The sequence below is a fragment of the Pseudoxanthomonas japonensis genome (assembly GCF_010093445.1).
Taxonomy (GTDB): Bacteria; Pseudomonadota; Gammaproteobacteria; order Xanthomonadales; family Xanthomonadaceae; genus Pseudoxanthomonas_A; species Pseudoxanthomonas_A japonensis.
On the sequence record NZ_PDWW01000015.1, the window covers coordinates 48,970 to 73,142 of the forward strand.

Consider the following 24,173-nt stretch of genomic DNA (forward strand, 5'->3'; position numbering starts at 1 on the left):
CCGCAGTGGCCTCCCTACCTTGGTCGCACGACGCAGCTCATAAAGTGGATTCCGCGCGAGCGCCCGCCGCGGCAGGAAGGGCGGCGAGTCTGCTTACGGCAGCACACAACACCGGAGCCAGTACGAACAGGCCCAGGAAATATCGGCCCTGGACCTCGAACACCACGTGCACGCTCCAGAAGCCGACGAGCCACAGCAACGGCAACGCACCCAGCGGATTTCGTTTCCTCAACAGCACAAAGGCCGTCCAGATGCTCGCGATGATGATCAGCGCGCGTGCCCAGCCGTATACCTTGCGCTCCACGCGGAGCGCCTGGTGGTAGGTGGCGTTGATCTGCTCGTGGTCAGGACGCGCATCGATGGCCGTCCGGACATTGGGCGATTCGATCAGCCAGTAAAGCGCATAGGGCGGCGGACTCAGGATCTCCGGCGCCTTGCAGCGCACCACCGACACCCAGTGTTCGACCGGCCGGGCCTGCAGCCGATCGATCACCGCTTCCGACAACGGCTTGTGCAGATCGTCCTTTGCCGCCTGCGCCGCTTCCACGGACCAGTAGCCGCATCCCTGGGAACGCTGATCACTGGACACCAGAAGGCCACCATAGAGCGTGACCGCAGAACTGGTACGGATCTGTTCGGTCCTGCCACTGGATACGCGCATTCCCATGTCCACTGCGAAACCGAGCACGGACCCCACCAGGAGCGCCAACAGCACACGCTGGTAGCCGGGCGACAGGGAGCGTCGCAGCCACCATGCGAACGGGACCGACAACACCAACAACGCCCACATCACCAGCGCGTACTGCGGTTTGGTCGACACCGCGAACACGATGCAGGCCACCGCCAGACCGATACGCCAGCCAGAGGACAGCTTGAGTCCGGCATCCGCCAGCAGCCAGAACGCGGTGCCGAGCGCAGCAGCGGCTACCAGGTCGAGTTGCACGATGCCCGCGAACGGCGTGATCAGCAGCAGGTATAGCGCCACCAGTTGAGCAAGGATCTTCCAGCGCCCGCCATCCAGCCGATACGCGAGGAACAACAGCCACAGGGCCGACGGGATATTGATCGACAACGACGACGCCACCGGCGACAGACCGAGCGCCTTGGGCAGCGCAAGCAGCCACAGGCCCAGTCCGCCACGCTCATAGACCTCCGGTCGTCCCGCTGCCTGCCAGTAATACGCCCAATCACTGTGAGGCTCGGGCCACCACCATGCTGCCAGCGCGACACCGACGCCGGCCAGCAGCAACGCCTGCATGCCCGCCAAAGTCAGCCAAGCCCAGCGGTAACGTGGCGCGCGTGGATCCATCATCTCCATCACATCCTGATCATTGCCCTGCAACCGGCAGCGATCCTATCGCAGGTTGGCGCGGAAACTGCCGTACAGGATCAGGCCAGTGGCAACATGCCATCCGCGCGGCACAGGCGATCATGCAACGTGCGCACCGCTTCCACGCGGGGATCCGCGCGTCCTTCGCCCAGCGTGCGAACGTAGCGGCACGCAGCGAAGCCCTCGGACCGTCGCTCGTAGTCGGCGACCCACTGCCGGCGTTCCTCCATGCGCTCGGGCTTGATCGGCCATGTGCCGGGACGCGGCCGCAGATGCCGTCCGATCCCGATGCGCCACGGTTTCGGACTGACACGCGCACGGAAGCAGTGCTGTCGCACGCACATCAGGGCGTACAGCGGATCGGACTGCAATGCGGTGAAACAGGCCTCGACGTCCGGCTCGCCCGGATCGAAGGTGCGATGCATGGCCAGCAGGCGGAAGCCCGCGGGCGTCCGGTACTGGCGCAGCTGCCAGTCCGGATGCGCCGCCATGAAGGTTTCGATGCGGCGCTCCGCCCGGGCTTCCGGGCCGCCGTCCTTGCGCATCCGGGAGGCGTGGATGCGACTGCTGATCCATGTCGAGAGCCACAGCGCGGCCAAGGCGGATACGAGGCCGACGATCCAGGAGGATGTCGCCAGGCCGGCCACCAGCGCAATGCCGAGCAACGGCCACCGGACCTTGCGCCTGAGTGCGGGCTCAGGCGCCGGATCGTGTAGATCGATGTCCACGAACAATGCATGCGGCGTGTTGAGACAGAGCGCGCCATAGGAATTGCGGGTGATCACGCTGTCGCCGTCGCGCGCGATGATCTCCTCGCGGATCGGTACGCCGACCGCGCCGTTGTAGGGACGCTTGTCTTCCCGTCGCTGCAGCGGCTCGCCCGCGACAACCCGTTCGAAGGCTTCGCGCGTGCGCGCGTCGGCGTGCGCTTGCGCCTGCTGCTGGCTGACGTCGGACCAGCCGAAGCGACGCACGGTGACCTGCCTGCCCTTCGAACGATGCTGCAGCCGACCTTCGGCCCAGAACTGCGGAACGATCATGCGCTTCCCCTGCCCCGGACGCCGCCCCACACGGGACAAAAAAAGCGCCGGGAATCCCCGGCGCTTCTTGTACACCATGCGGGCGCGATCAGCCCAGCAGATGCGCCACGCCGCTGCGCTCTTCTTCCAGCTCACCCAGCGTCTTGTCGATCGCAGCCTGGCTGAAGGCGTCGACCGGCAGGTCCTTCACCATCGTGTACTCGCCGTTCTCGGTGGTGACGGCGAAGCCGAACATCACGCCTTCCGGAATGCCGTAGCTGCCGTCGGACGGAATGCCCATCGTCACCCACTTGCCGTTGCTGCCCAGCACCCAGTCGCGCACGTGGTCGATGGCGGCGTTGGCGGCCGAGGCGGCCGACGACAGGCCGCGCGCTTCGATGATCGCGGCGCCGCGCTTGCCGACCTGCGGGATGAACGTGTTGGCGTTCCAGTCGGCGTCGTTGATGGTGTCTTTCAGCGACGTGCCGTTGACGGTGGCGAAGCGGTAGTCCGGGTACATCGTCGGGCTGTGGTTGCCCCACACGACCAGCTTCTCGATGTCGCCCACGGCCACGCCGGCCTTGTTGGCCAGCTGCGACAGCGCGCGGTTGTGGTCCAGGCGCAGCATGGCGGTGAAGTTCTTCGACGGCAGGCCCGGCGCGGACTTCATGGCGATGTAGGCGTTGGTGTTGGCCGGGTTGCCGACCACCAGCACCTTGACGTTGCGGCTGGCGACCTTGTTCAGCGCCGCGCCCTGGGCGGTGAAGATCTTGGCGTTCTCGAGCAGCAGGTCCTTGCGCTCCATGCCCGGGCCGCGCGGACGCGCGCCGACCAGCAGGGCCACGTCGGCGTCCTTGAACGCGACTTCCGGATCGTCGGTACCGACGATGCCGGCCAGCAGCGGGAACGCGCAGTCTTCCAGTTCCATGATCACGCCTTTCAGCGCGGCCTGGGCCTTCTCCAGCGGCAGCTCGAGCAGCTGCAGGATGACCGGCTGGTCCTTGCCCAGCATTTCGCCGGAAGCGATGCGGAACAGCAGCGCGTAGCCGATCTGGCCAGCAGCGCCGGTAACGGCAACACGGACGGGGGTTTTCATGGTGCGGATCCTCGGGGTTACGTAGGGCGGGCCCAGGCCCGCCGCGTGGGGAAAGGTGGGCCAAGGCCCACGCGACGGTTACTTCAACTCGGCAAAGAATTCCTGGAAACGTTGCAGCCCCGGCGCCAGCTGCGGCGTCGGGCAGGTGTAGCTGATGCGCAGCGCGCGCGGCTCGCCGAACGCGGAGCCGGGCACGCAGGCGACGCCTTTCGCGTCGAGCAGCACGTTGCAGAAATCGACGTCGTTTTCGATCTTCACGCCGTTGTGCGACTTGCCGAACGCGCAGCTGATGTCGGGGAACACATAGAACGCGCCCTGCGGACGCGGGCAAACCACGCCGGGAATGGCTTCCATCGCCGCCAGCACCTGGTCGCGCTTGGCCTGGAATTCGGCGTTCTTCGCCAGCGGCACGTCCTGCGGACCGGTCAGCGCGGCGATGGCCGCGGCGGTGACCACTTCCGGCACGTTGGTGATGTGGTTGGAGTTCATCGTGGTCAGCGCTTTCGCGACGACTTCGGGACCGGCCATGAAGCCGACACGCCAGCCCGGCATGCCGTAGGTCTTCGACAGCGAGTCGACGAACACCGTGCGGTCGCGCAGTTCCGGCCGCGCCTGCACGAAGTTGGTGTACGCCAGTCCGTCGAACAGCATGCGGTTGTAGATGTCGTCGGTGATGATCCAGGTGTCCGGATACTTCACCAGCACGTCGGCCAGCGCGGCGACTTCATCGCGCGTGTAGACCATGCCCGTCGGGTTCGACGGATTGTTGAACAGGAAGACTTTCGGCTTGTACGTCGCCAGCGCCTCATCCAATTGCGCGGGCGTCAGCTTGTAATCCTGGCCGGCCGGGCACGGCAGCGGCACGGCCTTCGCGTTGACGATGTCGGCGATGTCGGCGTAGGTGGTCCAGTACGGCGACGGGTAGACGATGGTGTCGCCCTCGTCGAGCAGCGACTCGGCCAGGTTGTACAGGATGTGCTTGGCGCCGATGCCGGTGGACAGGTTGGCACGCGTGTAGCCGGTCAGGCCCAGCGCTTCGATGTGCTGCAGGAAGGCATCCAGCAGCGCGTCGGTGCCGCGGTTGCTGCCGTACTGGCCGGAATCCTTCGCCAGCGCGTCGCGGGCGGCCTGGTAGACGTGGTCGCCGGGCAGGAAATTCGGAACGCCGATCGAGAAACTGATGATGTCGCGGCCGTCGGCCTTCAGCTTCTTGGCCTTCTCGGCAACCGCCATGATCGCACTGGGCTTGGCGCGACCGATGCGCCGGGCAAGCAGGGGCATTGCACAACCTCGCGTGGAAACGGTGATGGAGCGTCGCCGCCGTCTTTTTTGCGGCGCAAAATGGTATCACGGCACCCCACCGCGACCGACTAGCCCATGGTCTAGGCCGGCAGCGTCACGCGCATGCGGTCACTGGTAGTCCACGACGTCGCCCAGGTCGTAGTTCTCGTCGAAATAGGCCTGCCACTGGGCATAAGCCGCGCGCAGGCAGGCGGGGGTGTCGCAGGCATCCAGTTGCCGGGTCGCCGCGGCCACCGTGCGGTCGCCATCGGGGTAGCGGTCGGCCAGTTCCTTGAACTGCGCGCGCATGCCGGCGTCCAGCGCGCCGAACTCCTCGTGCCCGCAGACCAGCGCCGCGCGCACGCTGCCGGCGGGCGCATCGGTGTCGCAGGCGGCATCGTCCGGGCGGCTGGCCATGCGGACCGCCTCCGCGACGCCCTCGCGATCCCGTGCCGTCAGTCGGCGCACGAAGCCCAGCGCCTCCGTCTGCCCGCCTCCCCAGGTGATGCGCAGGCTGAAGGCATCCGGTGTTTGAGGATCGGGCACCTTGCGCACGGTGACGGTTTCGCTGGGGCCGGTATCCGACGTCACGTGCAGGGCCAGCGTGCCGTTGTCCAGGTCGACATCCTCGACCTTGCCGTCCAGCAGGGCACCATCGCGCACCACGCGCAGGCCAGCCGCCTGCCACTCGAAAACGTACAGCGTTTCCGCGTCGTCGCCCTCGTTCTCCTCGGTGCTCCAGAGACCCTCGAGGCTCTGCTGGAAACGTTCGGCGGACGGCTGTTCGACTTCCGGCGCGGCAGCGACGGGGTCGGTGTCGGCGTCCTGCCGGCAGGACGCCAGCAGCAGCGCGGCCAACAGCAGCATCGCGCCCATCAGGCGCGCACGGCGATCCTTCATGGTGGTGCTCCCAAACAAAAAAGGGCCGGTCAACGACCGGCCCTTTCATTCCATCACGCGGACAGGAAGCGGTTCCACTCCGCCACGCGCTCGGCCTTGGCGGCCAGCGCCGCATCGGTGTCGCCGGCGATGGTGACCTTGGTGATCAGGTCGCCCTGCTTCACCGCATCCACCACGTCCAGGCCCTCGGTGACCTTGCCGAACACGGTGTGCTTGCCGTCCAGCCACGGGGTGGGCACGTGGGTGATGAAGAACTGGCTGCCGTTGGTGTTCGGGCCGGCATTGGCCATGGACAGCACGCCGCGCTCATGGCGCACGCCGTTGGTGGTCTCGTCCTCGAACCGGTAGCCGGGGCCGCCACGGCCGGATCCCTCGGGGCAACCGCCCTGGATCATGAAATCGGGGATCACGCGGTGGAAGTTCAGGCCGTCGTAGAAGCCGCGCTTGGCCAGGTTGACGAAGTTGGCCACCGTCAGCGGGGCCTTGTCGGGGTACAGCTCGATCGTGATCGGGCCGCGCGAGGTGTCGATGGTGGCAGTCAGCTGACTCATGGAACGGTTCTCCAGGGGTGAAATAAGGTGGCGGTCGGCTCTGCGCCACTGCTGCGCGCTCTGGCACGGGCCAGGGGCGTCAACGGTGGTGCCTGAGCTGCCCCCGGCGGTCGTGCAGGCCGCGGGCGTCGCCAGAGGAACGACGGGCGCCCGTTCAGGCGCCCTCCGCTTCCCAGATCACGACGATCCGGCGCGATTTCAAGGGCGGCCCCTTCGGCGGCCGGCGTCCGTTCTGGCGTTATTCGGAAAATCAGGTGCTTAGCGCGCCATAGCCCGCTATAATACGCCGCCTTCTTTCCTCCCCGTCCTCGCGCCCTGCCCCTTCGAAGGGGGTATCCGGGTGCGTTTTTCCGATCCCAGAATCCATGTCCATCGAAAACCTCCGCAATATCGCGATCGTCGCGCACGTCGACCACGGCAAGACCACCCTCGTCGACCAGCTGCTGAAGCAGTCCGGCACCCTCTCCGAGCGCACCGTGCTGGCCGAGCGCGTGATGGACAGCAACGACCAGGAAAAGGAACGTGGCATCACGATCCTGGCCAAGAACACCGCCATCACCTGGCAGGGCAACCGCATCAACATCGTCGACACCCCGGGCCACGCCGACTTCGGTGGCGAGGTCGAGCGCGTGCTGTCGATGGTCGACACCGTGCTGATCCTGGTCGACGCGATGGACGGCCCGATGCCGCAGACGCGCTTCGTCACCCAGAAGGCGTTCGCGATGGGCTTCAAGCCGATCGTGGTGATCAACAAGGTCGACCGCCCCGGCTCGCGTCCGGAGTGGGTCGTGGAGCAGGTGTGGGACCTGTTCGACCGCCTGGGCGCCACGCCCGAGCAGATGGATTTCCCGATCGTCTACGCGTCGGCGCTGAACGGCTATGCCGGTCTGGAGGACACGGTGCGCGGCGGCGACATGACCCCGCTGTACGAAGCGATCATGCAGCACGCGCCGAAGCCGGAAGTGGACCCGGAAGGCGCCTTCCAGATGCGCATCAGCCAGCTGGACTACAACAACTTCGTCGGCGTCATCGGCATCGGCCGCATCCAGCGCGGCACGCTGAAGAAGAACATGCCGGTCGCCGTCATCGACCGCGAAGGCAAGAAGCGCCAGGGCAAGGTGCTGCAGGTGCTGGGCTTCCTGGGCCTGGAGCGCATCGAGCAGGACAGCGCCGAGGCCGGTGACATCGTCGCCATCTCCGGCATCCAGGACCTCACCATCTCCGACACCGTCTGCGCGCTGGACACCCCGGAAGCACTGCCGGCGCTGACCGTCGATGAGCCGACCATCTCGATGACCTTCCAGGTGAACAACTCGCCGTTCGCCGGCCACAAGGACCTGTCGGGCGGCAAGTTCCTGACCAGCCGCCAGCTGAAGGAGCGCCTGGAGCGCGAGACCGTGCACAACGTCGCGCTGAAGGTCGAACAGCTGGAAGACGCCGACAAGTTCCTGGTCTCCGGCCGCGGCGAGCTGCACCTGTCGGTGCTGATCGAGAACATGCGCCGCGAAGGCTACGAACTGGCCGTTTCGCGTCCGGAAGTGATCATCAAGGAAATCGACGGCCAGATGATGGAGCCGATCGAACAACTCGTCGTCGACGTGGAAGAAGTCCACCAGGGCGGCGTGATGGAGAAGCTGGGCACCCGCAAGGGCCAGCTGAAGAACATGGAGCCGGACGGCAAGGGCCGCGTGCGCCTGGACTACCAGATCCCGGCGCGTGGCCTGATCGGCTTCCAGAACGAGTTCAAGACGCTGACGCAGGGCTCGGGCCTGCTGTTCCACGTGTTCGACCACTACGGTCCGAAGGAACAGGGCGCCATCGCCAAGCGCCTGAACGGCGTGATGATCGCCAATGCGCCGGGCGCCACGCCGGCCTATTCGCTGGGCCCGCTGCAGGAGCGCGGCAAGCTGTTCGCCGCCGAAGGCGACAACGTCTACGAAGGCCAGCTGATCGGCATCCACTCCAAGGACAACGACCTGACCGTCAACGCGATCAAGACCAAGCCGCTGACCAACATGCGCGCCTCGGGCAAGGACGATGCCATCCAGCTGACGCCGGCGATCAAGTTCTCGCTGGAACAGGCGCTGGACTTCATCGACGACGACGAACTGGTCGAGATCACGCCGAAGGAAATCCGCCTGCGCAAGAAGTTCCTGACCGAAAGCGATCGCAAGCGCGCCTCGCGCGCCGCCTGACCGCAGCACCGCGCCTTGGAGACGTCCGCGTACAACCCGGATCCCAGGGCGCATCCCGGCCTGCACGCCATCGCCCTGTTCGAGGGCGCCAAGGGCGTGCTGGCCCTGGCCCTCGCCGGCGGACTGCTGGCGCTGGGCCCGGATCGCCTGCGCGAGAGCGTGCAGGCGATCGTCAGCCGCTTCGTTCCCAGCGCCGGCCCCGGCGTGATGGGCCAATGGCTGGACAAGATCAATCCCGAGTCCGTCCACGTCGCGGTGCTGATCATCGTGGTCTACGCCGGCATGCGCCTGCTGGAAGCCTGGGGCCTGTGGCGCGCCCGCGCCTGGGCGTCGTGGCTGGGCTGCATCGGCTCGGCGGCCTACCTGCCGCTGGAGGTCGATGCGCTGTACCGCCATCCCGGCTGGCCCACCGCGGCGCTGCTCGTCGTCAACCTGGTGATCGTCTGGGTCCTGTGGCGCGACATCCGCCGCCGCAAGACCATTTGACGCACGGCCCGGCCGCTGCGTAGCCTGCGGCAACCCCGCGAAGGTGACTGCATGCGTCGACTCCTGCTGCCGTTCTGCCTGACGCTCGCCCTGGTCGCCTGCCAGCCGGCGACGCCACCGGCCGCGACGGCACCCGCGCCGACCGACTTCATCTACGCCGAGCTCGACATCGCCGACCTGCAGTCGCGCATGCAGTCGGGCGAACTGGACAGCCGCAAGCTCACGCAGGCCTACCTGGACCGCATCGCCGCGGTCGACAAGGCGGGGCCGCAGCTCAACGCCGTCATCGAACTCAATCCCGATGCCCTGAAGGAGGCCGCGCTGCGCGACGTCGAGCGGCGCGCCAATACCGTGCGCGGACCGCTGCATGGCATCCCGGTGCTGCTGAAGGACAACATCGACGCGGTGCCGATGGCCACTTCCGCCGGCTCGCTGGCGCTGAAGGATTTCCGTCCGGGCCAGGACGCCTTCCTGGTCCGCCGGCTGCGCGAGGCCGGCGCGGTCATCCTCGGCAAGACCAACCTGAGCGAGTGGGCCAACTTCCGTTCCACGCATTCCACCTCGGGCTGGAGCGGGCGCGGCGGCCAGACCCGCAACCCCTACGCCCTGGACCGCAATCCCTGCGGTTCCAGCTCGGGCAGCGCGGTCGCGGTATCGGCCAACCTCGTCACGATCAGCGTGGGCACCGAAACCGACGGCAGCATCGTCTGCCCGGCCGCCATCAACGGCGTGGTGGGACTGAAGCCGACGGTGGGCCTGATCAGCCGGCAAGGCATCCTGCCGATCTCGCACAGCCAGGACACGGCAGGCCCCATCGCCCGCAGCGTATCGGACGCGGCCCTGCTGCTGGCCGCGCTGGCCGGACGCGATGCCGCCGACGCCGCCACCACCCAGGCGAGCTGGAATACCGCGCTCGACTACAGCGCACGCCTGAAGCCAGGCGCGCTGAAAGGCGCCCGCATCGGCGTGCTGCGCAGCAAGGCGGCGATCCACCCCGACGCCGCTGCCGCACTGGAAGGCGCGATCCAGGTGATGCGCGAAGCCGGCGCGGTCGTCGTGGATGCGGAGATTCCCACCGACGGCCAATGGAATGCGGACGAACTGCAGCTGATGCTGTACGAGTTCAAGCACGGCGTGGAGCGGTACCTGACGGAGCGCAAGGCCCCGCTCACGACGCTGTCGCAGCTGATCGGCTACAACGAGCAGTACCGCGTCTCCGAGATGCCGTTCTTCGGCCAGGAGCTGTTCGAACAGGCCAACGCCAAGGGCGGGCTGGGCGAAGCGGAGTACATCGCCGCCCGCAGCCGCGCGCGCCGGCTTGCCGGCCCGGAAGGCATCGATGCCGCGCTCAAGGCGCAGCAACTGGTCGCACTGATCGCGCCGACCACCGGTCCGGCCTGGCTGACCGACCACAAGGCGGGGGACCACTTCCCCGGTGCGGGCTACGGTGCCGCGGCAGTGGCCGGCTATCCCAGCCTCACTATCCCGATGGGCCACAGCGATGGCCTGCCGCTCGGCGTCGTGTTCATCGGACCGGCGTGGAGCGAGGCGCAGCTGATCGCGCTGGGGTACGACTACGAACAACGCACCCGCGCGCGCAAGCCACCGGAGTACTGGCCCACGCTGCCGCCGCGCACGCCCCGGCGCTGATGTCCAGCCGGAAAATGTGAGTCATTTTGCGCGAGGAAGCGCTTGCAGGCGCTTCCCGTTCGTGGCGTCATAGCAGCCAACCAGCAGGCGGGGATCGCACGCGTGGAGTCAGGCGCGGACCGGGCATCGGAACTGCGGGCGTTCAGTGGATTGGAGTCCACCGCCCGCCTGCGGCAGCGCAACCTGAATTCGCTGGCATGGGGCGTCCTGGTCATCGCCAGCCTGCTTTCCCTGTGGGCCGGTGCCACGGCCTGGCAGCAGGCACGGGAACACGCCCGTGCGCAGTTCGACGCCCGAGCGGACGCGGTGGCCACGGCGGTCGCCACGCACATGAACGCGTACGAAGACACCGTGCGTGCCGCCGCCGCGGTGCTTGAGGGACGCGAGGACATCGGGCAGGACGACTTCCTGGCCTTCGTCGAGAAACTGAAGGTACCCACCCGCCATGCCGGCGTGCATGGGTTAGGCTTCGCGCGCCGCGTACGGCTGGAAGAGCGCGATGCGTACGTCACCGCGCAGCGCGCCCGCTACGGCGATGCGTTCGCCATCCACCCCGCTGGCGATCGGGCCGAATACGTCGTGATCGACCTGCTCTATCCGGCCGCCCCGGGCATGCGTCCACTGCTGGGCAAGGACGTGATGGCGGAAGCTGCGCGGCGCAGCGCCATCGAGTCGGCGCGCGACAGCGGCGAACTGGCCTCCGCACCGCTGGTGGCGCTCGGCGATGCGACCAGGGGCAGCACGGGGCTTGCGGGGTTCCTGCTGTATGCGCCGGTCTATGCCGATCCGGTCGGCGCGCGCGATGGCGTGGAGGCACGGCGACGCCTGCTGCGCGGCTTCGCCACCGCGGGCTTCGGCTGGCAGCGCGTGATGGAGGACGCGGTCGGGCCGGGTGGCGGAGAGTTCGACCTGCAGTTGCTCGCCCACGACCGTGGCGACGCTCCGATCTTCGAGACCGGGACGCTTAAGGCCCGCCATGGCGGCGGGTGGCAGCCCGCGTTCACTGCGCAGCGCGACCTGCGGCTGCTGGGAAGCGAATGGCGCCTGGTCCTGCGGTCGCCTCCGCTGCGCGACGCGATGCCGGGATTGACATCCATCGTCCTGCTGACGGCGGGCGGTATCGGTCTTGGCGTCTTGCTGTTCCTGCTGTTGCGCAACCTCGCGCGCACGGAGCGCCGCAGCCGCGCGCTGCTGGACGCTGTGGCCGACCACCTGCCTGCCCTGATCGCCTACATCGACGGCAACGGCCGCTACGGCTTCGCCAATCGCGCCTGCCGCGCGTGGTCGGGGTCGTCCGAAGGCTGGAACGATCGCCACGTGGACGACGTGCATGCCGATGCCCCCGGCTTCCTCGCCTCCCTCAAGCGTGCGATGCACGACTGCACCCCGGATCACTGGATCGCCTGGGAAACCGACCTGGGCCAGCCCGCGCGCGCGGTCCACCTGTACCTGGTGCCCGATGTCGCGTCCGGCCGGAAAATCGCCGGCTGGTACCTGATGGGAAACGATGTCAGCGAACAGGTCAGCGCGCGTCGCGAACTGGCGATGGCCCGCGACCACCTGAAACGCGTCACCGACCGCTTGCCTGCGCTGATCGCGCAGTTCGATACGCGGCAGCGCCTGGTCTTCCACAACCGCGCCTTCGCCGAACAGGTCCGGTGGCGGACGCCGCCACGCCCGGGCGTGACCATGCGCGAACTGTTCGGCGAAGAGGCCCACCAGCGGCGCACGCCGCATGTCGAGGCGGCGCTCGCCGGGCGCGAGGGCGAGTTCGAGAGCAGCTTCTCCACCGCCGACGGCATGCGGCGGATGCACAGTTTCTATACGCCCGACATCGACGACACGGGCAACGTCTCCGGCTTCTTCGTGATGTCGGTCGACGTCACCGAGAAAGCCCGCCTCGAGCATGCACTGCACGACGCCAACGAACTGGCCGAAGTCACGCTGACCTCCATCAGCGAGGCCGTCATCACCGTGGACGTGGCGAGCCGCGTGACGTACATGAACCCGACCGCGGAAGCGCTGTGCGGCTGGAGCCTGGAACAGGCGCTGGGCGAACCGCTGGACCAGGTGGCGCCGCTGGCCCGCATCGCGTTGCCGGAGGGGGACGACGAAGACCTGCATCCGACCGGCCTGCCGGGCGACCTGCAACTGGTGCGCCGCGACGGCAGCCGCATGCTGGTGGAACGTTCGCTGTCCGCCATCCACGACCGGGACGAACGCATGGTCGGCACGGTGATGGTCCTGCGCGACATCACCGAATCGCGCGCCCTCAGCTCGCGCATGACGTACCTTGCCCACCACGACGCGCTGACCGGCCTGCCGAACCGCCTGCAACTCAACGAGCGACTGGGCCAGGCCATCACCCATGCGACCAACCACGGCAACGGCATCGCGGTGCTGTTCCTCGACCTGGACCTCTTCAAGCACGTCAACGACGCGCTCGGCCACCACACCGGCGACGAGCTGCTGCAGCAGGTGGCGCGCCGGATCCAGCGCAACATCGGCAACCTCGGCAGCGTGTACCGCACCGGCGGCGACGAGTTCGTGGTGCTGCTGCCCGACATCCTGACGCGCGACGGCGTGCTGCAGATCGCCGACCGGCTGCTCGCCCTCGGCGGCACGCCGTACACGGTCGCCTCGCACGAACTGCACCAGGCCTTCAGCATCGGCATCAGCCTGTTCCCCGAGGACGGCTACGATGCCGCCACACTGATGATGCGCGCCGACGCCGCCATGTACCTGGCCAAGCGCAACGGCCGCAACGCCACGCGCTTCTACACGCGCGAACTGGCCTCCAGCGTGGACGCGCGCATCGAACTGGAGAACAGCCTGCGCCGCAGCCTGCGCAACGGCGATCTCTCGCTGCACTACCAGCCGCAGGTCGACCGGGTCAGCGGCCGCATCGTCGGCGTCGAAGGCCTGGCCCGCTGGCAGCGCGGCGACCGCCTGATGCTGCCGGGCGAATTCCTGCCGATCGCCGAGGAGACCAACCTCATCGTCGACATCGACCAGTGGGCGATCCGCGCCGCCTGCCGGCAGAACCGGATCTGGCAGCAGTCCGGCCTGCCGCCGATCCGCGTCTCCGTCAACATCGCCGCCGCGAACTTCGATACGGACGACCTCGTCGACACCGTGGTGGAAGCGCTGCAGGACAGCGGGCTTCCGGCCGAATTCCTCGAGCTTGAGGTCACCGAGACCACGCTGATGCGCGACGTGCAGCGCACCGACCGCACACTGCGTGCGCTGAAGGCCCTGGGCGTGCGCATCGCCATCGACGATTTCGGCACCGGCTTTTCCAGCCTCAGCTACCTGGGCAACTACGGCTTCAACGTGCTGAAGATCGACCAGTCGTTCGTCCGCGACGTGTCCGAACCCAACCAGGCCGCGATCACGCGCGCGATCATCAGTCTCGCCGCACAGCTGCAATGCCGCACGATCGCCGAAGGCGTGGAAACGCTGGAACAGGCGGCCTGGCTTGCGACCAACGGCTGCGACGAACTGCAGGGCAACTACTTCAGCAAACCCCTGCCGGCGACCGAATTCGCGAAACTCTATGCCCGCGGCACGACCTGGAACATCCCGCAGAACGTCACCGAGGACACGGCGCGGTAACCGCGCCGCGCCGACCGGTCAGCGCGCGGCGGGCGCGGCCAGCTGGTTCTGCTTGTGCACGATGCTCATCGCGATCTCCAGCGACTGCTCGTAGTTCAGCCGTGGATCGACGGTCGAGCGGTAGGCCCGCTCCAGATCCGCATCGGTCAACTCGCGCGCGCCACCGGTGCATTCGGTGACGTCCTCACCGGTCAGTTCCAGGTGCACGCCACCCAGGCGCGTTCCGGCGGCGGCATGCAGGTCGAACGACTGCTCGACCTCGCTGCGCACGTTGTCGAAGCGGCGCGTCTTGAACCCGTTGCTGGTGCTCTCGGTGTTGCCGTGCATCGGGTCGCAGACCCACAGCACGCGCCGGCCGTCGCGGCGCACCGCGTCGAGCAGCGGCGGCAGCTTGTCGGCGATCTGTGCCGCGCCCATGCGGTGGATGAAGGTCAGGCGCCCACCTTCGTCCTCCGGATTCAGCACGTCGATCAGGCGCAGCAGCTGGTCCGGCGTGACCGACGGACCGACCTTGATCGCGATGGGATTGCGCACGCCGCGCAGGTACTCCACGTGCGCGCCGTCGACGGCGGCGGTGCGCATGCCGATCCACGGATAGTGCGTGCTGAGGTTGAACCAGCCCCACTGGCGCGGCACTTCGCGGGTCAGCGCCTCTTCGTATGGCAGCAGCAGCGCTTCATGCGAGGTGTAGAAGTCGATCCGGTTGAGGTTGTGCACTTCGGAGCCCGACAGGGTCTCCATGAACCTCACCGCATCGCCGATGGACGCGACCATCTGCTGGTACTCGTTCGCCAGCGGCGAATAGCCGACCCAGTTGAGGTTCCAGTATTCGGGATGGTGCAGGTCGGCGAACCCGCCATCGATCAGCGCACGTACGAAGTTCATCGTCATGGCCGAGCGTGCATGCGCCTTGATCATGCGGCGCGGGTCGGGCACACGCGCCTCGGCGGTGAACGCCGGCGCATTGACCACGTCGCCGCGGTAGCTGGGCAGCGACACGCCATCGCGGGTCTCGGTATCCGCCGAACGCGGCTTGGCGTACTGCCCGGCGAAACGGCCCACACGGACGACCGGCAGGCGCAGGCCGTGCACGAGCACCAGGCTCATCTGCAGCAGAACCTTCAGCCGGTTGGAGATCAGCCCGGACTCGCAATCGCTGAAGTTCTCCGCACAGTCGCCGCCCTGCAGCAGGAAGCGCTTGCCTTCCTGTGCCTCGGCCAGTTGCTTCTTCAGCGAGAAGATCTCCCACGAGGTCACCAGCGGCGGCAGCTGTCGCAACTCGCCCAGCGCGGACTCCAGCGCCTCGGCGTCCGGATAGGTGGGCATCTGCATCGCCGGCCGCGCGCGCCAGCTGTCCGGCGCCCATTGGGGCGGCAGGGAGACAGCGCGCAGGTTGCGGTCGGACGGATTCATGGTGGACTCCTTTGGGCCCACCATCGTGCCAGATTGGTGCGCCGCGTCAAATCAGCGGAAGGTCGAGGTCCTGCGCGCGCGAAAGCCGATCCAGAGCGCCCAGACTGCCAGCAGCATGAACCACACCAGGCTCCACATGGGCATGGTCAGGCCGAGGAAACTCCAGTCGACCGTGCTGCAGTCGCCCTTGGCCGCCAGCACCTTCTGCACGACGCCGAGCCAGGTGTTGTTCTCGATCATGTAGTCCCAGCCCGGACCGCAGCTCGGCATCAATGGCGGATACAACTGGACCCACACGTGCTTGCCGGCGATGCCGATACCGGTCGCCGCGCCGAGGAAGGCGAGCACGCCGTACATCCTGCGCCCGCCTGGACGTCGTGGGCCATGCAGGGCGCCGAGCAGGAACAGCACGCCGGTCGCCGCGAAGGCCAGGCGCTGGAAGATGCAGAACGGGCACGGCTCAAGCTGGTGCACGAACTGCACGTAGAGCGCATAACCCAGCAGGCCCGCGCAGATCGCGAAACCCAGGAAGCACTGTGCGCGGAAACTCCAGCGAAGAGGATTCATCGGCACCGGTAGCGTGAGGTCGTGCCCGCATTATCCATGCGTCACGGCCCATACGTCACCCCGTGGCGGTTTGCCGCATCCGGCTCCCTCTCCATCGTGCCGCCGGAAAACAAAAACCCCGGCGTTGGCCGGGGCTCTTGGTGTCTGCGGGAGGCGAGGCTTACTCGGCCGCTGCTTCCGGACGGTCGACCAGCTCGACGTACGCCATCGGGGCGTTGTCGCCGGCACGGAAGCCGCACTTCAGGATGCGCAGGTAACCACCCGGGCGCGACTGGTAGCGCGGGCCGAGGGTGGTGAACAGCGTGCCGACGGCTTCCTTGTCGCGCAGGCGCGAGAACGCCAGGCGGCGGTTGGCCACGCCATCGATCTTGCCGAGGGTGATCAGCGGCTCGGCAACGCGGCGCAGTTCCTTGGCCTTCGGCAGGGTGGTCTTGATCAGGCCGTGCTTGATGAGCGAGGCGGCCATGTTGCGGAACATCGCTTCGCGATGGGCGCTGGTGCGGTTGAACTTGCGACCGGCTTTCTGGTGGCGCATGGGTTGGATTCCTGATGAATGGTGGGTCGTTGGATTTCGCTGTCGCCATCCAGGCGGTGGAACAGGGGACTGCGGGTGGTCCGGACCGGCCATCCCTGACCGGAGCGTCGCGGGCCTTGTGGCCTGTCGACGAGGTGTTGCGTTTGGAACGGCAGAACTCCCGCGCGAACGCGGGAGTTCCTTGCTACATCATCAGCCGAGCATGCCGTGCTGGGCGACGCCGGCCGGCGGCCAGTTCTCCAGCTTCATGCCCAGGGACAGGCCGCGCTGCGCCAGGACTTCCTTGATCTCGGTCAGCGACTTCTTGCCGAGGTTCGGGGTCTTGAGCAGTTCGACTTCCGTCTTCTGGATCAGGTCGCCGATGTAGTAAATGCTCTCGGCCTTCAGGCAGTTGGCCGAACGCACGGTCAGCTCCAGGTCGTCGATCGGGCGCAGCAGCACCGGATCCACGCCGCTGGCGGCCTGCTTCGGCGCGCCGCGGTCGCGGTGCGTGAAGTCACCGAACACCGACAGCTGGTCGCTGAGGATGTCGGCGGCGGTGCGCACGGCTTCCTCGGCATCGATCGTGCCGTTGGTTTCGATGTCCAGGACCAGCTTGTCCAGGTCGGTGCGCTGCTCGACGCGCGCGGCTTCCACCGCGTACGCGACGCGACGGACCGGCGAGAACGAGGCGTCCAGCACCAGGCGACCGATCGCACGGGTCTCTTCGTCCGGACGACGACGGGCGGCGGCCGGCTGGTAGCCGAACCCACGCTCGATCTTCAGGCGCATGTTCAGCGCCGTGTCCTTGGTCAGGTTGCAGATGACCAGTTCCGGATTCAGGATTTCGACGTTGTGGTCGGTCTTGATGTCGCCGGCGGTGACCACGCCCGGGCCCTGCTTGGCCAGGCTCAGCGTGGAGGAGTCGCCGCTGTGGATGCGGATGGCCACATCCTTCAGGTTCAACAGCACTTCCAGCACGTCTTCCTGCATGCCTTCGATGGTGCTGTATTCGTGCAGCACGCCATCGATCTCGACTTCGGTGATCGCGAAGCCGGGGATCGACGACAGCAGCACGCGGCGCAACGCGTTGCCGAGCGTATGGCCGTAACCACGCTCCAGCGGTTCGATGACCACTTTCGCGCGATTGCCGGTCAGGCGCTCGATCTGCGGGCCGCGGGGGCGCAGCACTTGCTGAGTAATACCCGTCATGTTGCTTTGTCTCCTGCGGTCCCCCGGTCGCCCGGGGGTGCGTGAATGAATTACTTCGAGTACAACTCGACGATCAGCGCTTCGTTGATGTCGGCGGGCAGGTCCGAACGCGCCGGAACCGCCTTGAACACGCCGCTGAACTTCTTCGCATCGACTTCGACCCACGACGGGTTCAGGTCGAGCTGCTCGGCGACCGTCAGCGACTCCTGCACGCGGAGCTGCTTCTGCGCCTTCTCCGACAGCGCGATCGCGTCACCGGCCTTGATCTGGTACGAAGGCAGGTTCACCGGCTTGCCGTTGACCAGCACGCCACGGTGCGAGACCAGCTGGCGGGCGGCCGGACGGGTCACGGCAAAGCCCATGCGGTAGATGACGTTGTCGAGGCGGGTTTCCAGCAGCTGCAGCAGGTTCTCGCCGGTGTTGCCCTTCTTGGTCGAGGCCTTCTTGTAGTAGTTGCGGAACTGGCGCTCCAGCAGGCCGTAGATACGCTTGACCTTCTGCTTCTCGCGCAGCTGGGTAGCGTAGTCGGACAGCTTGCCCTTGCGGGCGGTGGCGCCGTGCTGGCCGGGCTTCTGCTCCAGCTTGCACTTCGAGTCCAGCGCACGGGCCGGGCTCTTGAGCGACAGGTCGGCGCCTTCGCGGCGCGCGAGCTTACAGGTAGGACCGATATAACGAGCCATTTCTTATCGCCCCCTTAGACGCGACGCTTTTTCGGCGGACGGCACCCGTTGTGCGGGATCGGCGTCACGTCGATGATGTTGGTGATCTTGTAGCCCACGTTGTTCAACGAACGCACGGCCGACTCACGACCCGGACCCGGGCCCTTGATGCGGACTTCCAGCGACTTCACGCCGTAGTCCAGGGCTGCACGGCCGGCCTTTTCGGCAGCGACCTGCGCCGCGAACGGCGTGGACTTGCGGGAACCGCGGAAACCGGCACCACCCGAGGTCGCCCACGAGAGCGCGTTGCCCTGGCGGTCGGTGATGGTGACGATGGTGTTGTTGAAAGAAGCGTGGACGTGGGCGACGCCGTCGGTGATGACGCGCTTGATCTTCTTCTTGACTTTGGCAGCAGCTGGCTTGGCCATGATGGTCGCCCCTTACTTCTTGATGGCTTTGCGCGGACCCTTGCGGGTGCGGGCATTGGTGCGGGTGCGCTGGCCACGCAGCGGCAGGCCGCGACGGTGGCGCAGACCGCGATAGCAACCCAGGTCCATCAGGCGCTTGATCGCGATGCCGACTTCACGGCGCAGGTCGCCCTCGACCACGTACTTGCCGACTTCGGCGCGCAGGCGCTCGACCTCCGGCTCGGACAGGTCGCGGATCTTGGTGGTCGAGGCGACGCCGGCGGCTTCGCAGACCTTCTTGGAACGGGTACGGCCAATGCCGAAAATGCTTTGCAAACCGACCCAGACATGCTTCTGGGCAGGCAGGTTGACACCTGCAATACGCGCCATGACGCGGCTCTCCAACTGTGAGTATTGGCCCGTGTACGGTCGTCCCGGGCGGGATTCGCGCAGACAGGCAGAGTGAACTGGAAATTCTAACAAGATCCGGTGTTTACGGGAAGCCCGTGCCGGCAGTGCCGACTTCGGACCGGCATGGGGAGTGTGCCCATGCTCCGGCGCCGGAACCTGCCTGGCGCAGGACCGGGGTTTCCCCCTGCCCTGCCCCGCCCGCGCTACTCTGGCGCAGGGACTGGCTGGTTCTCACCCCCGCACCGGATCGCTGCGGGGGCCGCCCATCTAAGTCAGCCGGCCCTGACGGCCGGACTGGTGCGGGAAGCCCGCGATTATACCTCAGCCGCGGGGGGCAAGACCGCCCCGCGAACCACCCTTCAGATTGGCCTTCTTCAACAGGCTCTCGTACTGGTGGGACATCAGGTGCGCCTGGATCTGCGCGATGAAGTCCATCACCACCACCACCACGATCAGCAGCGACGTGCCACCGAAGTAGAACGAGGTGCCCAGCTGCGTGCGCATCACTTCCGGCAACAGGCAGACCGCCACCAGGTACATCGAACCGATCGCCGTCAGGCGCGTCAGCACGCCATCGACGTAGTCCGCCGTGGCTTTGCCCGGACGGATACCCGGAATCAGCGCGCCCGACTTCTTCAGGTTCTCGGCGGTTTCCTGCGAGTTGAACACCAGCGCCGTGTAGAAGAACGCGAAACCGATGATCATCGCAGCGAACACGATCATGTGCAGCGGCTCACCCGGGGCGAGCGCATTCGAAATGCGCTGCAGCCACGTGGTCGCGCCACTGTTCTGACCGGACCACATCGCCAGCGTGGCCGGGAAGGCCAGGATGCTGGAGGCGAAGATCGGCGGGATCACGCCGGCCATGTTGAGCTTCAGCGGCAGGAACGACGTCTGGTTCATGTACGCGTTACGGCCGCCCTGGCGGCGCGCGTAATTCACCGTGATGCGTCGCTGGCCGCGCTCGACGAACACCACCAGGAACGTGAAGCCCAACACCACCACCGCGATGATCAGCAGCGAGATGAAGCTCAGCGTGCCGTCGCGGAAGGCGCCGACGGTCTGGATGACCGCGCCAGGCAAGCCGGCGACGATGCCCGCGAAGATGATCAGCGAGACGCCGTTGCCGATGCCGCGCTCGGTCACCTGCTCGCCCAGCCACATCAGGAAGATGGTGCCGGCGGTCAGCGCGACCACCGCGGTCAGCACGAAGCCCATGCCCGGCGCATACACCACCGGCATGCCGCCCGGCGCGACCTGGTTCTGCAGCGCGGTGGCGATGCTGCCGCCTTGCACGATCGCCAGCAGCACGGCGCCGATGCGCGAGTACTGGGTGATCTTGCGGCGACCGGACTCGCCTTCCTTCTGCAGCGCCTTCAGGCTGGGGAAGATGTGCACGCCCAGCTGCATCACGATCGACGCCGAGATGTAGGGCATGACGTTCAGCGCGAAGATGCTGAAACGGTGCAGGGCGCCGCCCGAGAACATGTTGAACATGTCCACGATGCCGCCGCCCTGCGCCTGCATCATCGCAAGCATGGCATCGGGATTGACGCCCGGGACCGGAATGAAACAGCCGATCCGGTAGACGATCAGCGCACCCAGCACGAACAGCAGGCGCTGGCGGAGTTCGGTGAACTTGCCTGCGCCTGCCAGCGCACCGGCGGCATTACCCTGCGCCATGCGTCCGTTACTCCTGCACGCTGCCGCCGGCAGCCTCGATGGCGGCCTTGGCGCCGGCCGTGGCGGCCACGCCCTTCAGCACGAACTTCTTGGTCAGTTCGCCCTTCTTGACGATCTTGGCGCGCTTGGCGGTGCTGGGCACCAGCTTGGCGGCACGCAGCGCGGCGAAATCGATCTCGCCGGCTTCCAGCTTCTCCAACTGGTACGACAGCACTTCGGCGCAATCCAGCTTCAGCTTGGAGCGGAAGCCGACCTTCGGCAGACGCTTGATCAGCGGCATCTGGCCGCCTTCGAACTTCGCCTTGATCTTGCCCTTGCCGGCGCGCGCGAACGAACCCTTGTGGCCGCGACCGGCGGTCTTGCCCAGGCCGGAACCGATACCGCGACCGACGCGGGTGCGTTCGGTGCGTGCGCCGTCGGCGGGCTTCAGTGTGTTGAGACGCATGTTGATTACTCCTCGACCTTGACGAGGTAGTGAACCTTGGCGATCAGGCCGCGCACCTGCGGGCTGTCCTTCAGTTCACGCACATCGTTGAGCTTGTTCAGGCCCAGCGCCTTCACCGACAGGCGGTGGCGCGACTGGGAACCACGCAGGCCGCGCACCAGGCGCACCTTGACGGTCTTGTTGGACTCATTAGCCATTGAGGAGTTCCTCCACCTTCTTGCCGCGCTTGGCCGCGATGCGGGTGGGCGACTGCATGTCGCTCAGGCCCTTCAGCGTGGCGCGGACCAGGTTGATCGGGTTGCGCGAACCGACGGCCTTGGCCAGCACGTTCTTCACGCCCACCGCTTCCAGCACGGCGCGCATGGCACCGCCGGCGATGACACCCGTACCTTCCGAAGCCGGCTGCATGAACACGCGGGCCGCACCGTGGCCGGCCTTCACCGGGTGCCACAACGTGCCGTTGTTCAGATCGACATTCAACATGCCCTTGCGGGCATATTCCATCGACTTCTGGATGGCGACCGGCACTTCGCGCGCCTTGCCGTAGCCGAAACCGATCTTGCCGTTGCCGTCACCCACCACCGTCAGTGCGGTGAAGGTGAACTGGCGACCGCCCTTGACGGTCTTGCTGACGCGGTTGACCGCGACCAGCTTCTCGATCATGCCGTCGTCGACTTTCTCTTCGCGATTACGGTCGCGATCGCGACCCCGCGGCTGACGCTCTTCTGCCATTGCTTGAATTCCTTGGTTATTGAGGTATGTACGGCGTGGCCGCTTATGGTTGTGGTGTGGAGCAGTGATGCAACGATCGATGCAGAAGAAGGATCGCGCCCGGCGCAGCCCGCGCCGGCAGGACAAGGCATGGGGTCGCCCCCATGCCTTTCAATATCAGAACTGCAGGCCGCCTTCGCGGGCGGCGTCAGCCAGGGCCTTGATGCGGCCGTGGTAACGGTAGCCCGAACGGTCGAACGCGATCTTCTCGATGCCTTCGGCCTTGGCGCGCTCGGCGATGACCTTGCCCACGCGGGCAGCAGCATCGCTGTTCTTGCCGTTCTTCAGGCCATCCTTCACATCGGCCTGCAGCGTGTTGGCCGACGCGATGACCTTGGAGCCATCGGCGGTGAACAGCTGGGCGTAGATGTGCTGGCCGGTACGCAGCACCGACAGGCGCGGCACGCCGAGTTCGCGGATGTGCGCACGGGTCGACTTGGCGCGGCGCAGGCGGGCGGTGTTCTTGATGCTCATGATCTGGTTCCTCGAAGCCGAAAGCCCGGTTAGGCCTTCTTCGCTTCCTTGCGGATGATGGTTTCGTCGGAGTACTTCACGCCCTTGCCCTTGTAGGGTTCCGGCGGACGGAAACCGCGGATCTTGGCGGCGACTTCACCAACGCGCTGCTTGTCGGCACCCTGCACCAGGATTTCGGTCTGGGTCGGGGTGGCAATGGTGATGCCTTCCGGCGTCTTGAACAGGATCGGGTGGGAGAAACCCAGCGACAGGTTCAGGTCCTTGCCCTGCATCGCGGCGCGGTAACCCACGCCGACCAGCTCGAGCTTGCGCTCGAAGCCTTCCGACACGCCCTTGACCATGTTGGCCAGGATCGCGCGGATGGTGCCGGTGATGGCGTCGTCGGCCGGGGTGACCGGCGACAGGTTCACCGTGCCGTTGTCGACGTTGAGTTCGACGCCTGCCGGCTTGGCGATGGACAGGGTGCCCTTCGGGCCCTTGACGTTGAGGGTTTCACCCTGGGCATTCAGTTCGACGCCCTTCGGGAGACTGATCGGCTTCTTGGCTACGCGGGACATGTCTGGGCTCCTTCGCTTAGGCCACGAAGCACAGGACTTCACCACCAACGCCGGCCGCACGGGCCTGCGCATCGGTCATGATGCCCTTGGAAGTGGAAATGATGGCGACGCCGAGGCCACCGAGGACCTTGGGCAGTTCGGCCTTGCCACGGTACTGGCGCAGGCCCGAACGGGACACGCGGCTCAGCTTCTCGATGACGGGCTTGCCTTCGAAGTACTTCAGGACGATCTCGAGCTCGGCCTTGTTGTTCTCGGTCTTCGTCACGCGGACGTCGCCGACATAGCCTTCCGCCTTGAGGACGTTGGCGATCGAGGTCTTGATCTTGGAGGACGGCATCTTCACCGTCGGCTTGCCAACAGCGGCGGCATTGCGAATGCGCACCAGCATGTCGGCGATGGGATCAGTCATGCTCATGAGAGTCTGCCTTATGAGTAGCACCGATATCCGCTTTCGCGAAAATCTTGTGTTGTCCCTGGAAACCCCCAGGCGGGCGGCCGGTTCACCAGCCCTCCCCCGGCCAAGCCGCGGGAGCCGAACATTGTACAACAACAAGTCCGGCGCGTGCCGGACTTGTCCTTGAAACCTGAGGGGAACCCTGGACGGGCGCCCCCGGCGTCCTTACCAGCTGGCCTTGCGCAGGCCGGGGACGTCGCCGTTCATGGTGGCCTTGCGCAGCATGTTGCGGCCCAGGCCGAACTTGCGGTACACGCCACGCGAACGACCGGACAGCTCGCAGCGGTTGCGCTGGCGGCTCGGCGAGGAGTCGCGCGGCAGCTTCTGCAGCTTGACGACCGCGTCGGCCTTCTCTTCGTACGAAGCGTTCTGGCTGGAGATGATCTTCTTCAGCGCGTCGCGCTTGGCGGCGTACTGCTTGGCCAGCTTTTCCCGCTTGATGTCGCGGTTGACCATCGAGGTCTTTGCCATGATGTCGTTTTC

Annotated in this window: 25 protein-coding genes; 4 read left to right on the forward strand and 21 right to left on the reverse strand. The window is 66.7% G+C overall.

The window, feature by feature from the left end; translation table 11 throughout:
- Positions 1–37 precede the first annotated feature (37 nt).
- The 6 genes from CSC78_RS11450 to CSC78_RS11475 form a co-directional block, all read right to left on the reverse strand.
- Positions 38–1,309: a DUF2339 domain-containing protein gene (locus CSC78_RS11450; RefSeq protein ID WP_162338012.1), complete on the reverse strand. Its 1,272-nt coding sequence runs from the start codon at positions 1,307–1,309 to the stop codon at positions 38–40.
- Between the two features lie 80 nt (positions 1,310–1,389).
- The gene (locus CSC78_RS11455; RefSeq protein WP_162338013.1) at positions 1,390–2,370 is read right to left on the reverse strand and encodes a hypothetical protein; all 981 of its coding nucleotides are present in this window, start codon (positions 2,368–2,370) and stop codon (positions 1,390–1,392) included.
- Positions 2,371–2,458: 88 nt separating this feature from the next.
- Positions 2,459–3,445: a malate dehydrogenase gene (locus CSC78_RS11460; RefSeq protein ID WP_162338014.1), complete on the reverse strand. Its 987-nt coding sequence runs from the start codon at positions 3,443–3,445 to the stop codon at positions 2,459–2,461.
- A 78-nt stretch (positions 3,446–3,523) separates the two neighbouring features.
- Positions 3,524–4,726, reverse strand: a complete 1,203-nt coding sequence (locus tag CSC78_RS11465; protein WP_162338015.1) for a pyridoxal phosphate-dependent aminotransferase — start codon at positions 4,724–4,726, stop codon at positions 3,524–3,526.
- Positions 4,727–4,855: 129 nt separating this feature from the next.
- Positions 4,856–5,626, reverse strand: coding sequence for a hypothetical protein (locus CSC78_RS11470; protein ID WP_162338016.1), 771 nt, complete (start codon positions 5,624–5,626; stop codon positions 4,856–4,858).
- A 53-nt stretch (positions 5,627–5,679) separates the two neighbouring features.
- The gene (locus CSC78_RS11475) at positions 5,680–6,177 is read right to left on the reverse strand and encodes a peptidylprolyl isomerase (RefSeq protein WP_162338017.1); all 498 of its coding nucleotides are present in this window, start codon (positions 6,175–6,177) and stop codon (positions 5,680–5,682) included.
- 365 nt (positions 6,178–6,542) lie between these two features.
- On the opposite strand from CSC78_RS11475, the gene typA reads away from it, so the two are divergent.
- From typA to CSC78_RS11495, 4 genes are all read left to right on the forward strand, one after another.
- A complete protein-coding gene (typA, locus tag CSC78_RS11480) occupies positions 6,543–8,372 on the forward strand; it encodes a translational GTPase TypA (RefSeq protein WP_162338018.1) in 1,830 nt (609 codons plus the stop codon).
- Positions 8,373–8,387: 15 nt separating this feature from the next.
- Complete coding sequence (locus CSC78_RS11485) at positions 8,388–8,858, forward strand: DUF2127 domain-containing protein (protein ID WP_162338019.1); 471 nt, start codon at positions 8,388–8,390, stop codon at positions 8,856–8,858.
- Positions 8,859–8,909: 51 nt separating this feature from the next.
- The gene (locus tag CSC78_RS11490; RefSeq protein ID WP_162338020.1) at positions 8,910–10,508 is read left to right on the forward strand and encodes an amidase; all 1,599 of its coding nucleotides are present in this window, start codon (positions 8,910–8,912) and stop codon (positions 10,506–10,508) included.
- A 102-nt stretch (positions 10,509–10,610) separates the two neighbouring features.
- The gene (locus tag CSC78_RS11495) at positions 10,611–14,123 is read left to right on the forward strand and encodes a bifunctional diguanylate cyclase/phosphodiesterase (RefSeq protein WP_162338021.1); all 3,513 of its coding nucleotides are present in this window, start codon (positions 10,611–10,613) and stop codon (positions 14,121–14,123) included.
- A gap of 18 nt (positions 14,124–14,141) precedes the next feature.
- Here the strand turns inward: CSC78_RS11495 and CSC78_RS11500 are convergent, their stop codons facing one another.
- The 15 genes from CSC78_RS11500 to rpsN all read right to left on the reverse strand — a co-directional run bounded on the left by CSC78_RS11500 (position 14,142) and on the right by rpsN (position 24,161).
- Positions 14,142–15,536, reverse strand: a complete 1,395-nt coding sequence (locus tag CSC78_RS11500; protein ID WP_162338022.1) for a class II 3-deoxy-7-phosphoheptulonate synthase — start codon at positions 15,534–15,536, stop codon at positions 14,142–14,144.
- A gap of 51 nt (positions 15,537–15,587) precedes the next feature.
- Complete coding sequence (locus CSC78_RS11505) at positions 15,588–16,103, reverse strand: disulfide bond formation protein B (RefSeq protein WP_162338023.1); 516 nt, start codon at positions 16,101–16,103, stop codon at positions 15,588–15,590.
- 160 nt (positions 16,104–16,263) lie between these two features.
- The gene (gene rplQ / locus CSC78_RS11510; RefSeq protein WP_142124587.1) at positions 16,264–16,638 is read right to left on the reverse strand and encodes a 50S ribosomal protein L17; all 375 of its coding nucleotides are present in this window, start codon (positions 16,636–16,638) and stop codon (positions 16,264–16,266) included.
- Positions 16,639–16,830: 192 nt separating this feature from the next.
- Positions 16,831–17,829, reverse strand: coding sequence for a DNA-directed RNA polymerase subunit alpha (locus CSC78_RS11515; protein WP_056878832.1), 999 nt, complete (start codon positions 17,827–17,829; stop codon positions 16,831–16,833).
- A 50-nt stretch (positions 17,830–17,879) separates the two neighbouring features.
- Positions 17,880–18,509 (reverse strand): 30S ribosomal protein S4, encoded by a 630-nt coding sequence (rpsD, locus tag CSC78_RS11520; protein WP_056878831.1) that lies wholly within the window; start codon positions 18,507–18,509, stop codon positions 17,880–17,882.
- A gap of 14 nt (positions 18,510–18,523) precedes the next feature.
- Positions 18,524–18,916, reverse strand: a complete 393-nt coding sequence (gene rpsK / locus CSC78_RS11525) for a 30S ribosomal protein S11 (protein WP_055941307.1) — start codon at positions 18,914–18,916, stop codon at positions 18,524–18,526.
- Positions 18,917–18,928: 12 nt separating this feature from the next.
- The gene (gene rpsM, locus CSC78_RS11530; protein WP_062352394.1) at positions 18,929–19,285 is read right to left on the reverse strand and encodes a 30S ribosomal protein S13; all 357 of its coding nucleotides are present in this window, start codon (positions 19,283–19,285) and stop codon (positions 18,929–18,931) included.
- Positions 19,286–19,627: 342 nt separating this feature from the next.
- A complete protein-coding gene (gene secY, locus CSC78_RS11535; RefSeq protein ID WP_162338024.1) occupies positions 19,628–20,989 on the reverse strand; it encodes a preprotein translocase subunit SecY in 1,362 nt (453 codons plus the stop codon).
- A 7-nt stretch (positions 20,990–20,996) separates the two neighbouring features.
- On the reverse strand, positions 20,997–21,440 hold the full coding sequence (gene rplO, locus CSC78_RS11540; RefSeq protein ID WP_082563251.1) for a 50S ribosomal protein L15: 444 nt from the start codon (positions 21,438–21,440) through the stop codon (positions 20,997–20,999).
- Positions 21,440–21,631 (reverse strand): 50S ribosomal protein L30, encoded by a 192-nt coding sequence (rpmD, locus tag CSC78_RS11545; protein ID WP_055941302.1) that lies wholly within the window; start codon positions 21,629–21,631, stop codon positions 21,440–21,442. The genes rplO and rpmD overlap by 1 nt, the downstream gene beginning before the upstream one ends.
- Entirely contained in the window at positions 21,624–22,166 is a 543-nt protein-coding gene (rpsE, locus tag CSC78_RS11550; RefSeq protein ID WP_055941300.1) for a 30S ribosomal protein S5, read from the reverse strand. The genes rpmD and rpsE overlap by 8 nt, the downstream gene beginning before the upstream one ends.
- Before the next feature lie 156 nt (positions 22,167–22,322).
- Positions 22,323–22,679 carry a 50S ribosomal protein L18 gene (gene rplR, locus CSC78_RS11555; RefSeq protein WP_055941298.1) on the reverse strand — a complete coding sequence of 119 codons (357 nt, stop codon included), beginning with the start codon at positions 22,677–22,679 and terminating at the stop codon, positions 22,323–22,325.
- 29 nt (positions 22,680–22,708) lie between these two features.
- A complete protein-coding gene (gene rplF, locus CSC78_RS11560) occupies positions 22,709–23,236 on the reverse strand; it encodes a 50S ribosomal protein L6 (protein WP_162338025.1) in 528 nt (175 codons plus the stop codon).
- A 16-nt stretch (positions 23,237–23,252) separates the two neighbouring features.
- Positions 23,253–23,651, reverse strand: coding sequence for a 30S ribosomal protein S8 (gene rpsH, locus CSC78_RS11565; RefSeq protein ID WP_093296356.1), 399 nt, complete (start codon positions 23,649–23,651; stop codon positions 23,253–23,255).
- Positions 23,652–23,855: 204 nt separating this feature from the next.
- A complete protein-coding gene (gene rpsN / locus CSC78_RS11570; RefSeq protein WP_062352415.1) occupies positions 23,856–24,161 on the reverse strand; it encodes a 30S ribosomal protein S14 in 306 nt (101 codons plus the stop codon).
- Between the last annotated feature and the right edge of the window lie 12 nt (positions 24,162–24,173).

What these genes read in the sequence shown, in the direction of transcription:
- CSC78_RS11450 (WP_162338012.1), bottom strand. Translation starts at nt 1,309, where the DNA reads ATGGATCCACGCGCGCCACGTTACCGCTGGGCTTGGCTGACTTTGGCG.
- CSC78_RS11455 (WP_162338013.1), bottom strand. Translation starts at nt 2,370, where the DNA reads ATGATCGTTCCGCAGTTCTGGGCCGAAGGTCGGCTGCAGCATCGTTCG.
- CSC78_RS11460 (WP_162338014.1), bottom strand. Translation starts at nt 3,445, where the DNA reads ATGAAAACCCCCGTCCGTGTTGCCGTTACCGGCGCTGCTGGCCAGATC.
- CSC78_RS11465 (WP_162338015.1), bottom strand. Translation starts at nt 4,726, where the DNA reads ATGCCCCTGCTTGCCCGGCGCATCGGTCGCGCCAAGCCCAGTGCGATC.
- CSC78_RS11470 (WP_162338016.1), bottom strand. Translation starts at nt 5,626, where the DNA reads ATGAAGGATCGCCGTGCGCGCCTGATGGGCGCGATGCTGCTGTTGGCC.
- CSC78_RS11475 (WP_162338017.1), bottom strand. Translation starts at nt 6,177, where the DNA reads ATGAGTCAGCTGACTGCCACCATCGACACCTCGCGCGGCCCGATCACG.
- typA (WP_162338018.1), top strand. Translation starts at nt 6,543, where the DNA reads ATGTCCATCGAAAACCTCCGCAATATCGCGATCGTCGCGCACGTCGAC.
- CSC78_RS11490 (WP_162338020.1), top strand. Translation starts at nt 8,910, where the DNA reads ATGCGTCGACTCCTGCTGCCGTTCTGCCTGACGCTCGCCCTGGTCGCC.
- CSC78_RS11500 (WP_162338022.1), bottom strand. Translation starts at nt 15,536, where the DNA reads ATGAATCCGTCCGACCGCAACCTGCGCGCTGTCTCCCTGCCGCCCCAA.
- CSC78_RS11505 (WP_162338023.1), bottom strand. Translation starts at nt 16,103, where the DNA reads ATGAATCCTCTTCGCTGGAGTTTCCGCGCACAGTGCTTCCTGGGTTTC.
- rplQ (WP_142124587.1), bottom strand. Translation starts at nt 16,638, where the DNA reads ATGCGCCACCAGAAAGCCGGTCGCAAGTTCAACCGCACCAGCGCCCAT.
- CSC78_RS11515 (WP_056878832.1), bottom strand. Translation starts at nt 17,829, where the DNA reads ATGACGGGTATTACTCAGCAAGTGCTGCGCCCCCGCGGCCCGCAGATC.
- rpsD (WP_056878831.1), bottom strand. Translation starts at nt 18,509, where the DNA reads ATGGCTCGTTATATCGGTCCTACCTGTAAGCTCGCGCGCCGCGAAGGC.
- rpsK (WP_055941307.1), bottom strand. Translation starts at nt 18,916, where the DNA reads ATGGCCAAGCCAGCTGCTGCCAAAGTCAAGAAGAAGATCAAGCGCGTC.
- rpsM (WP_062352394.1), bottom strand. Translation starts at nt 19,285, where the DNA reads ATGGCGCGTATTGCAGGTGTCAACCTGCCTGCCCAGAAGCATGTCTGG.
- secY (WP_162338024.1), bottom strand. Translation starts at nt 20,989, where the DNA reads ATGGCGCAGGGTAATGCCGCCGGTGCGCTGGCAGGCGCAGGCAAGTTC.
- rpmD (WP_055941302.1), bottom strand. Translation starts at nt 21,631, where the DNA reads ATGGCTAATGAGTCCAACAAGACCGTCAAGGTGCGCCTGGTGCGCGGC.
- rpsE (WP_055941300.1), bottom strand. Translation starts at nt 22,166, where the DNA reads ATGGCAGAAGAGCGTCAGCCGCGGGGTCGCGATCGCGACCGTAATCGC.
- rplR (WP_055941298.1), bottom strand. Translation starts at nt 22,679, where the DNA reads ATGAGCATCAAGAACACCGCCCGCCTGCGCCGCGCCAAGTCGACCCGT.
- rplF (WP_162338025.1), bottom strand. Translation starts at nt 23,236, where the DNA reads ATGTCCCGCGTAGCCAAGAAGCCGATCAGTCTCCCGAAGGGCGTCGAA.
- rpsH (WP_093296356.1), bottom strand. Translation starts at nt 23,651, where the DNA reads ATGAGCATGACTGATCCCATCGCCGACATGCTGGTGCGCATTCGCAAT.
- rpsN (WP_062352415.1), bottom strand. Translation starts at nt 24,161, where the DNA reads ATGGCAAAGACCTCGATGGTCAACCGCGACATCAAGCGGGAAAAGCTG.